The sequence below is a fragment of the Vreelandella profundi genome (assembly GCF_019722725.1).
In the GTDB taxonomy this organism is placed as follows: domain Bacteria; phylum Pseudomonadota; class Gammaproteobacteria; order Pseudomonadales; family Halomonadaceae; genus Vreelandella; species Vreelandella profundi.
Map to the genome: position 1 here is coordinate 1,172,732 of NZ_CP077941.1, position 9,425 is coordinate 1,182,156.

10 protein-coding genes are annotated in these 9,425 nt (G+C 48.2%); 8 read left to right on the forward strand and 2 right to left on the reverse strand.

Features of this window, described 5'->3' with window-relative positions; genetic code table 11:
• Positions 1-132 precede the first annotated feature (132 nt).
• Positions 133-906, forward strand: a complete 774-nt coding sequence (locus tag KUO20_RS05400; RefSeq protein WP_235041866.1) for a glucose-6-phosphate isomerase — start codon at positions 133-135, stop codon at positions 904-906.
• Between the two features lie 6 nt (positions 907-912).
• Here KUO20_RS05400 and KUO20_RS05405 read toward each other — a convergent pair.
• A protein-coding gene (locus KUO20_RS05405) for an IS3 family transposase (protein ID WP_235040485.1) occupies positions 913-2,480 on the reverse strand; the annotation gives its coding sequence in 2 pieces (ribosomal slippage) (positions 913-2,015 and positions 2,015-2,480; 1,569 coding nt in all).
• A gap of 118 nt (positions 2,481-2,598) precedes the next feature.
• Between KUO20_RS05405 and KUO20_RS05410 the strand changes: the two genes are divergently transcribed.
• From KUO20_RS05410 to rnk, 6 genes are all read left to right on the forward strand, one after another.
• On the forward strand, positions 2,599-3,492 hold the full coding sequence (locus KUO20_RS05410; RefSeq protein WP_235041867.1) for a glucose-6-phosphate isomerase: 894 nt from the start codon (positions 2,599-2,601) through the stop codon (positions 3,490-3,492).
• A gap of 56 nt (positions 3,493-3,548) precedes the next feature.
• Positions 3,549-4,409 carry a UTP--glucose-1-phosphate uridylyltransferase gene (locus tag KUO20_RS05415; protein ID WP_235041868.1) on the forward strand — a complete coding sequence of 287 codons (861 nt, stop codon included), beginning with the start codon at positions 3,549-3,551 and terminating at the stop codon, positions 4,407-4,409.
• A gap of 162 nt (positions 4,410-4,571) precedes the next feature.
• Positions 4,572-5,324, forward strand: coding sequence for a glycosyltransferase family 25 protein (locus tag KUO20_RS05420; protein WP_235041869.1), 753 nt, complete (start codon positions 4,572-4,574; stop codon positions 5,322-5,324).
• 27 nt (positions 5,325-5,351) lie between these two features.
• Positions 5,352-6,575 (forward strand): hypothetical protein, encoded by a 1,224-nt coding sequence (locus KUO20_RS05425; protein WP_235041870.1) that lies wholly within the window; start codon positions 5,352-5,354, stop codon positions 6,573-6,575.
• Positions 6,576-6,831: 256 nt separating this feature from the next.
• The gene (gene gdhA, locus KUO20_RS05430; protein WP_235041871.1) at positions 6,832-8,184 is read left to right on the forward strand and encodes an NADP-specific glutamate dehydrogenase; all 1,353 of its coding nucleotides are present in this window, start codon (positions 6,832-6,834) and stop codon (positions 8,182-8,184) included.
• A gap of 150 nt (positions 8,185-8,334) precedes the next feature.
• A complete protein-coding gene (rnk, locus tag KUO20_RS05435) occupies positions 8,335-8,748 on the forward strand; it encodes a nucleoside diphosphate kinase regulator (protein ID WP_235041872.1) in 414 nt (137 codons plus the stop codon).
• A gap of 6 nt (positions 8,749-8,754) precedes the next feature.
• On the opposite strand, the gene rfaH is transcribed toward rnk, so the two are convergent.
• The gene (gene rfaH / locus KUO20_RS05440; protein WP_235042429.1) at positions 8,755-9,291 is read right to left on the reverse strand and encodes a transcription/translation regulatory transformer protein RfaH; all 537 of its coding nucleotides are present in this window, start codon (positions 9,289-9,291) and stop codon (positions 8,755-8,757) included.
• Between rfaH and KUO20_RS16830 the strand changes: the two genes are divergently transcribed.
• Positions 9,224-9,421, forward strand: a complete 198-nt coding sequence (locus tag KUO20_RS16830) for a pentapeptide repeat-containing protein (protein ID WP_422823136.1) — start codon at positions 9,224-9,226, stop codon at positions 9,419-9,421. The genes rfaH and KUO20_RS16830 overlap by 68 nt on opposite strands.
• Positions 9,422-9,425: the final 4 nt, after the last annotated feature.

Consider the following 9,425-nt stretch of genomic DNA (forward strand, 5'->3'; position numbering starts at 1 on the left):
TTGGATAATATACCATATTGATGCCATCGTACTGTAAATTATACAGTTACCTATAAAGGTGGCGTGGCTGGCTTGGAGCTTGCTTTGCAAAGGTAACGGTTGTTATCTAGTCATTATCACGGAAGATACACTATGAATGCTCCTCTCACTGCGGTGAATCACCGCCTATATACGCCTGCTAATGAGCTAGCGGCTCATGCTGAGCATTTGCAGGCGATGTCGTTAAGCGATTTACTCGTCAGCGATTCTGCGTCTGCCGTTCAACGTGCTGAGTCACTGGCGTTTACTGTTGGTACGCTTCATGTGGACTTCAGTAAGCAGCGCCTGACGACAAGAACTATCGCTTTACTCGTAGAGTGGGCGCAGAGCTGTGGGTTGGAAAAAAAACGCGAGGCACTATTTGCGGGTGATGTGGTTAACCCTTCAGAGCATCGTGCAGCGCTGCACATGGCCGCTAGATGGCCTGCTGGTGTGACACCCCCTGAGGGCATGGCACCCGGCGTGAGTTTTTGCCAACAGCAGCGTTTAAACATGGCTGAAATGGTTGAGCGTTTACATTGTGGCCAATGGTTTGGCGCAATCGGCCAGGCCATCACTGATGTGGTACATATTGGCGTTGGTGGCTCTGATTTAGGGCCCAAAATGATCAGTGAAGCGTTATCCGATCGACCAAGCCAAGCTCACTTAAACGTTCACTATGTATCGAGTATGGATGGGGCTCAGCTTCTGCCGCTAATGGAACGTTTAGATCCAGCTACTACGCTGTTAGTGCTGGCTTCTAAATCGTTTACCACCGCGGATACTCAGTTCAATGCTCGTACTGCCCTGGCATGGCTGAGTGATTCCCTTGAGGTCGATGTGGCAACGGTTTGTCGCGGTAATCGTCAAGTAAGTTGTCGTCTCTGACTATATTTATGCAGCCTTCTTTTCTGGTTCGTTTACCGTCACACTCAGCTCTCTTTCTGGGTTAAGTGATACTGTCTTTACGGGTGTCCAGTTACGTGTGTTGCCGCTCCATCGCGCTGGGTTGGCGTTGCGCGCTGCTCGATTGATTTGATCGCGCTTAATCAGTATTTCCGTGTCCTGACCCGCGTGCCGTTGGGCGGGGGTGACGAGACGGATTCCGCTGTGGCGGTGCTCGTGGTTGTACCACTGAACGAAGCCAGCTACCCATTCCCGTGCAGCATCAACATGGGCGAAGCCCTTCGTTGGATAACAGGGACGATACTTGCACGTACGGAACAGCGACTCTGAGTAAGGGTTATCGTTGCTGACCCGGGGTCGACTGAACGAGGGGGTGATGCCTAGCTCATGCAGTTTCTCTAATAGCGTGGCCCCCTTAAACGGGCTGCCATTATCGGCATGAAGTACCAAGGGCTGATCGACGACCTGCTCGGCCAGCACTGCACGTTCCAGCACCGTGCGGGAGTTATGGGCTGATTCCGCGAGGAAGACTTCCCAGCCGATGATTTTGCGGCTGTAAATATCAAGCATCATGACCAGATAGTAATACTCACCTTTGATGGGGCCACCCAGCCAGGTCGCGTCCCACGTCCAAACGCAGTTAGGCGCCGTCGCCTGATACGTCGTCGGTCGGGCGTGACGCTTCGGCAACTTGGCGCGGCCCCGATGGATCGCTTCTTTGTGTTTATGCAACACGCGATAGAAGGTGGAAGCTGAGGCGAGGTAGCGCGCTTCCTCATCGAACAGTCTTACCACGATCTGTTCCGGCGGCAAGTGGGCATAGTCTGGCCGGTGGCAAATGTCGAGGATTTCCTGCTGCTCTATCGGCGTGAGCGCATTCGCCGGTGTGGGCCGCTCAACTAAAGGCCGCAGGTCTTCGCGAAGTTCACCATCGCGTGTCCAGCGTTGATACGTCCGAGCACTCATGCCCAGTTCACGGCAGGCGGCTGCTAAACGTGCACCGTGAGCACGGGCGTTATCGATCAGCGCAATGGCATGTCGGCGATCAGGGGTGCTAATCATTCGTCCTCGTCCCCCCAGATCGCCGCTGCTTTTTTTCGCAGCGTTAACAAGGCCGCTGTTTCGGCTAACGCACTGTTCTTGCGAGCCAGTTCTTTCTCCAGTGCTTTAATATGTTTGCGCTGCTGTTTGAGCTCATCTGCCTCACGCTGGCGTTCTGACTGTGACAAGCAGGCCGCCTGTTCACAGTCAGAACGCCATTGCTCCAATTGTTCTGGATAGAGGCCGCGACGGCGGCAATACTCAGCCACGTCGTGAGCATTCATTGAGGCCGTCTCAACAACAGCGCTAAATTTATCACGGGAAGACCATCCATCAGCGCCTTTGCCCAAGGCATCTGGTAAACATTTTCCATTAATACGTGCTTCTTTACGCCATTTATAAACCGTGGCTAATGAGATGCCTTCCTGTGCTGCAATCTCATGGGGTGAAAGGGCATGAGGCGGCAGTAATTTGGCCACCACCGCTTGCCGACGTTCATCTGAATAGCGAGGCATGAGTGTCTCCTTTGACCCCCTGATCAATGTTTAAGAAAGAATATCAGAGGGTGCGACACTTATCCTGACACTGGGGGGTCGCCACCAATTGATCGGGGTGTCTTCCAAGCCTGAAAAAATGACCGAGTTTGGCGTCCCAGAGGCTCACCAACTGGTTTTTAAAGACTGGATCGGCGGGCGTTTCTCGCTGTGGTCGCCCATTGGTGTCAGCATTGCTATTCAGCTAGGTATGAGGAGCTTTAATGCGTTGCTGGAAGGCGCGCATGCTATGGATCATCATTTTCTTGAAACACCGCTTACAGAGAATGTACCTGCACTGCTCGCATTAGTGGGCGCTTGGAATTGCCAGTTTCTCAATATCTCGACCCATGCGGTATTACCCTATGATGGCCGGTTAAAAAGCCTGCCTGCTTATTTACAGCAGTTAGAGATGGAGTCGAACGGTAAGAGTGTGTGTCTTGATGGTCGCTCGGTTACCCATACGACCTGTCCCATTATTTGGGGGGATGTGGGGCCGAATGCGCAGCATGCATTTTACCAATTGTTGCACCAGGGCAGTCATACGGTAAGCGCAGATTTTGTGGCCGTCGCCAAGCGCAAGGTGAACGCAACGCCACGAGTAGAAAAATCGCTGGCGACTCAGGAGCAGCTAACCTTAGCTAACTGCTTAGCGCAGGCTCAGTTGTTTGCATTGGGGGATGATGCTATTCCTAGCGCACTGCGTGGGCACATGGCACAAGGTTATCGCGGTAATCAACCCAATTCGGTGCTATTGCTTAAGCAATTAGACGCGTGGAGTATGGGGGCCTTAATAGCGCTTTATGAGCACAAGGTGTTTGTGCAATCGGTGTTGTGGAATCTTAATCCCTTTGATCAACCAGGTGTTGAGCTAGGTAAAAAGCTTGCAAATAGCTTGTGCCATACATTGGAAGGCAACCCCGCTGAGCAAAGTGTGGTGAGCGATCCAAGCACCGAACAGCTGGTGCGAAAAGTAGGCGAATGGCGTCACTGATGGTGCCAGCTCAGCCATGAATCAAACGACTAGTAACGTTATAAAGGAAATCATTAATGACGCAGGTGCGTAAAGCGATTATTCCCGTAGCAGGTTTTGGTACCCGTTTATTGCCAATCAGTAAGGCAATTCCCAAAGAGATGGTGCCGGTAGTCGACCGTCCATTGATTCAGCATGTGGTGGAAGAAGCGCTGGCGGCAGGGATTAATGAGATTATCTTGGTGACGCGATCAGGAAAATCCGCCATTGAAGATCACTTCGATGCGCATGCTGAGCTTGAAGACTCACTGGCTAGCAAAGGTAAAGACGCGCTGTTAGAAGTATTGGCTGCTATCGCCCCGCCGCAGTTAAAAATTACCAGCGTGCGACAGCCTAACGCGAAAGGTCTTGGGCATGCGGTATTTTGCGCAGCTCATTTACTAGGCGAGAACGAGCCCTTCGCTGTGATTCTGCCCGATGTGCTGGTCAAACCACAGGCGGGCGATGCTCGCTGTGACCTTGGTGACATGGTGATGCGCTGGGATGCGAACAGCGCTGCGCAAATCATGGTGGAAGCCGTGCCGGAGAATGAAGTGTATCGCTACGGCATTGTGGACTGTGGCGGCAGCGAACCGAATGCAGGTGAAAGCGCCGATATGCGTGGCGTGGTTGAAAAGCCTAAGCCAGAAGAAGCGCCTTCGCGTCTTTCTGTCATTGGGCGCTACGTGCTGCCTTACCGTGTGATGGAGCTATTAAGCGATCAGTCACCCGGTGCCGGTAACGAGATCCAACTGACCGATGCGATTGACCGTTTAATGCAGGAAGGCCATTCAGTGCAGGCTTTCCGCATGACAGGCCGTACCTTTGATTGCGGTCACATTGAGGGCTGGTTGAAAGCGAATACTGTTCTCGCTCGGGAAGCAGGTTATGATGTATAGCTAGTGACGAAGCCTAATACATATAATCATGAAGTTGGCAGGCGACATAGGCCGCCTGCTGTCGTTTAAAGACTTTATTATTACGAATAAATGGCTTCTAAAGTTGCAGGTATGAGGATTGAATCTCAGCCTAAAAACATCCATGTTTGATGGAGAATTCTAGTGAGAAAGGAGTCTTTTGATTTTTATGTTTTGACCATGAGAACCCCTGAAAGGGTTGAATCAATTGAACGTCAGCTATCTAATATGTCTATTGATTATAAGTTGATTGATGCTGTTCGATATAGCAAGGAGACTTTTAATGATTCTGTTTTTATTGACAAAAAAATTGTTTTCGGTAGAAATGGTAGAGCACTTACCAACGGTGAAGTAGGTTGTTTCTTAAGCCATAAGAAAATATGGGAACAAGTTTTTCTGTCTTGTAATGCTGGAGTTGTTTTTGAAGATGATGCCATTGTCGATAAAAGACTTGTGGGTTTTTTGGCACAGCTTGAATGTAGCAAGCTTGACTATGATGTTATTCTTCTTGGTCACTCTAAAAAAGATCATCGATCTCGTAAACTTTACCATTTTTTAGAGCCTCTTAAAAATCACATTAAATTAGGAGATTACTCTGTCGGTAGAGGATTTAAAACCTGGCCTTCTGGCGCTGTCGGATACGTTGTGACTCCACAAGGAGCTGAGAAACTTCTAAATTCTTCTATTGAAATTAAAAGCGTTTTAGATGATTGGCCTTTGTTTGAGCAGCAAGGCGCTATTGTTAAAGAAGTTAGGCCTTTGCTTGTTTGGGAAGATTTTATCAATATGAAAAGTTCTTTAGAAAATGATAGGAAAACGCCAGCAAGAAAAAAAATATTTTTTCTTGCTCGCATTTTAAGAGGTCTTGTTAGAAATGCTATCTCTAAATTAGGTTGATACTGATATATGGCACGATTTTTTAGTATGCTTGATAGAAGCCTTCCCTTTTTAACCGCCGCTAGCCCAGGTGGTTTTAGAATATTTGTGCTGGGCTTTACTGGTTTTTTTATGGCCCGAGAAGATATTACATACTTTTCGGCTGAATATACATTGGCATCATTTTTCGTGATGATATCTGGAATCGGATTTGCCACCATTTTGATGAAAAGTATGGCAGAAAAAGAAAGCTTTGCGCTTTTTCTGAACTATGCAATTTCTTCGGTCTTCATCGGAGGGGGGGTGTCGATATTTTGTTTGTTTTTGATCTCTTATATCGTACCCGTGCCAGATTTCTATTCGGTTTTCGTATTGATAGTGGTTACTTCAGTTTATCAGGTGTTTCGTAATTACTTGGTTTTTAAGCGAAGCTTTTTAATGCTGTTGGTTAATGATTTATTAGTTGGCATTTTCTTTGTCGCAGTATCGTTGGTGCTGTTTTTGAACTTTGGTCATTTAGATGTCGCTGATGTGTTAGATCTACTGTCAGTTTCATATTCTTTAGCCTTGCTAATGATGATTTCATTTATGTTGATAATCAAAAAGGTACGATTGGCAGATGGAGTGGGATGGGTGTCTAAACAGAGTGTTATATCTAGTTTAGTTGTAGGTCTATCTAATTCTGCCAGTAGCGGAGTCGGTTTTATTCTTCCATCGCTTTTTGTTTCACTAGGTGGAGGAGATGTCGCTATAGTAGCTTCGCTGGCAGCCGCTGTTTTTAGTGCGATGTCAGCTCTGCCCCGGGGTATGATCAATAATAATGCTGCCAGTTTGTCACGAATGGTTTTAGTTCGTGAATACTCTTATCAATTTATTATTAAGCTAAAGCAAAAAATAAACAGATTGGTTTTTGTGTTGGTGCCTTTATTGTCTTTTCTAATAATTTTTTACTTCTATGTGATAGGCACTGTCAGTGAGTTTTGGATGGTGATTTTTTTTGTATGTTCTTTTGGATTTAACGTCGCATCTGGGCAGTTAGGGGTAGTAGAGTCAGTGCTCATTAATTTTTGTGGATATGAACGTCTTTCACTTTATTTTAATGCCGCTGTCTTTAGCTTGATAATGACTTTGTTTTTTATCGTAAAATATTTGCCTTCCGCGGGTGAGCTTATATTTTTAGTTTATTTTATTCCCATTTTCCTAGGAATTGTTAATATTTTAAGGATGCTCTGGTATCAGAAATTAGTTAAGCGGTTTTTTCAACCATGTTGATCTCTTCTCTCAGTCCAGTACAGTTCTTTTAGTCTAGCTGTAAGATTAGCTATGTTGTTTTCGTTTAAAAATCGTTTATTTTATTTTGATGTTGCACCAGCCTTGTGCAAAAAAATATAGACTTTGGTCTTAATTTTGCGCATTAAAACGTTATACCGAACCGGCATAGGGTATGCAGGAGGGCGCGCCCGCAGTTAAATAAGACAGCGCTCTGGCCAGCCCACTGATCTTTGACACTGCAAGGGTATGTCGCTTTATGCCTTACGTTCACGACACGCTTACTAGGCTTGCCAAAAGCAGCCCAGCCCAATCTGAATTTTATCAAGCCACAGAAGAAGTGCTTGAATGCCTGCGTCCGCTGTTTGAGCGGGCTCCGCACTATCTTGATCACAGTATTATCGAGCGAATAGTTGAGCCGGAACGCCAGGTGATGTTTCGCGTCAGCTGGTTAAACGATGCCGGTCAGGTCAAGGTTAATAAAGGCTACCGCGTCCAGTTCAACTCTGCGCTTGGGCCCTATAAGGGCGGCTTGCGTTTTCACCCTAGCGTTACCTCGGGCACCATTAAGTTTTTGGGATTTGAGCAAATCTTTAAGAATGCGCTGACCGGTTTGCCTATCGGTGGAGGTAAAGGGGGTTCCGATTTTGACCCTAAAGGGAAGTCGGATAATGAGATTATGCGGTTTTGCCAGTCTTTCATGTCGGAGCTATATCGGCATATAGGCCCTAATAGCGATGTTCCCGCTGGTGATATCGGCGTTGGCACGCGTGAGATAGGTTACCTTTTCGGCCAATATAAGCGTCTGACGGGCCGTTATGAGGGCGTGCTAACAGGTAAAGGGATTAGCTGGGGCGGCTCGCTTGGCCGCAAAGAAGCGACGGGCTATGGCGCCGTCTACTTTGCCCAGAATATGCTGGCGGCGCGCGATGAAACGCTAAGTGGCAAAACCTGCCTGGTGTCTGGGGCAGGCAATGTCGCTATCTATACCATCGAGAAACTTTACGAGCTAGGCGCCAAACCAATCTCGTGCAGTGACTCTCAGGGGACTATTCATGACCCCGAGGGTATTGATCTTGATTTGCTGAAGCAGCTTAAAGAAGTTAAGCGGGTTTCTTTAGAAGCGTATGTTAATGAGCGGCCTAACGCGCAGTATATTTCCGTTCGTGATTATCCTGAAGGTGGTCATGCCGTATGGCATCTTCAAGGGGATGCGGCTTTTCCTTCCGCCACGCAAAATGAGCTAACGGAAGTCGATGCACGGGTAATGCTAGTTAACGGCGTGCGCTGCGTGAGTGAAGGGGCCAACATGCCCTCTACTACAGAGGCGGTAGACCTCTTCTTGGAAGCCAAGATTGACTATGGCCCCGGTAAGGCGGCTAATGCAGGTGGTGTTGCGACGAGCCAGCTGGAAATGGCCCAAAATAGCAGCATGGAGCGTTGGCCGATGGAAAAAGTCGATCAAAAGCTCAAGCAAATCATGAGTGATATTTACCAGCAGTGCGCTACGACGGCGGAAGAGTTTGGTGAGCCGACCAATTTAGTCCTAGGGGCTAATATTGCGGGCTTCCGGAAAGTCGCTGATGCCATGATCGAACAGGGCGTCACCTAATCGCCTTTGTTATGTGAATCGCCTATACTGATGGCATACAGTCCTTCCCTTCTGGGGGAGGACTGTTTTTGTTGGTAGCTTTTCATACCGTTAATTCATCTTCAAAACAAATTAATTTTTTGATTTTGTTGCTTTCTAAGGAGAGTAAGCATGGGGCAGCGTCCTCCTATTACCATTAACCGTCTTGATGCCGAGCGCCTTCAGCGCCTGATTGATAGTGCATCTGACAAGGACTTGATGGTGGCGGAACTACTCGAAGAAGAGTTGTCTCGTGGGGAAGTTATCGATCCTCAAGAAATTCCTGACGATGTTGTCAGTATGAATAGCCAGGTACGTTTTACCGATTTGTCTAGGGAGCGCAGCATGGTTCGCACCTTAGTGTACCCCCACTTGCTGGACAGTGTGGCTGATGGGATTTCAGTGATGGCCCCCATCGGTGCGGCGTTAATTGGCTTAAAGGTCGGCAGCGTCATCGAGTGGCCATTACCTAATAACACCGAAGTTCGCCTGCGTATCGATGCTATCGTTTGGCAGCCAGAGCGCGAAAAACAGTTTCATCGCTAGGTGACGCTAGGATTTTACCAAGCTGCCCACAGGTAGTTCGATGTGCTGAGGGCGCTGCAAAACATTGAGTAAAACGATGGCGCGTTCTTCGCCTTTGCAGTGCGTGAAAATAGCTTCTAAGTCTTTAAACGGGCCATCAGTGATAGTAACTTTCTCGCCGGCGCTGAAGTAGCTATGAACGCCTTCCTGACGATGTGGCTGTGCACGTAACGTTTCGACCAGCGATGCGGGCACAGACACCGGCCTGTCGCCGAAAGTTAGCAGCCGGAGGACGCCACGGGTGGAGCGAATGGGTCGCCAGTTGCTGGCTATCTGGTCTAAGCAGATAAACAGGTAGTAAGGAAACAGAGGTTCAACGACGGTGGTTAGCTTACCTTGACGTTTGCGTTGGGCATTCAGCACCGGATGGAACACTTCATAACCTTGGTTAGCGAGGTGCTCGGCGGCGCGAAATGACTCGCTTCCTTTGCACTGAATAACATACCAGGCGGAGGCTTGGTTTTCAGATGCCAGGTTTTCAGATGCCAGGTTTTCAGATGCCAGGTTTTCAGATGCCAGGTTTTCAGATGCCAGGTTTTCAGAGACCAGGTTTTCAGAGACTGAGTGTTCTGAGACGGTGCTTTCCGCGCCTTCGTCGACGTCCATGCGATCATCCTTAGCTTTGAAGCGCTGATTTA

Excerpts from the sequence above, each read along its gene's own strand:
- KUO20_RS05425 (WP_235041870.1), top strand. The coding sequence starts at position 5,352 with ATGCTTGATAGAAGCCTTCCCTTTTTAACCGCCGCTAGCCCAGGTGGT.
- KUO20_RS05410 (WP_235041867.1), top strand. The coding sequence starts at position 2,599 with ATGACCGAGTTTGGCGTCCCAGAGGCTCACCAACTGGTTTTTAAAGAC.
- rnk (WP_235041872.1), top strand. The coding sequence starts at position 8,335 with ATGGGGCAGCGTCCTCCTATTACCATTAACCGTCTTGATGCCGAGCGC.
- KUO20_RS05415 (WP_235041868.1), top strand. The coding sequence starts at position 3,549 with ATGACGCAGGTGCGTAAAGCGATTATTCCCGTAGCAGGTTTTGGTACC.
- KUO20_RS05400 (WP_235041866.1), top strand. The coding sequence starts at position 133 with ATGAATGCTCCTCTCACTGCGGTGAATCACCGCCTATATACGCCTGCT.
- gdhA (WP_235041871.1), top strand. The coding sequence starts at position 6,832 with ATGCCTTACGTTCACGACACGCTTACTAGGCTTGCCAAAAGCAGCCCA.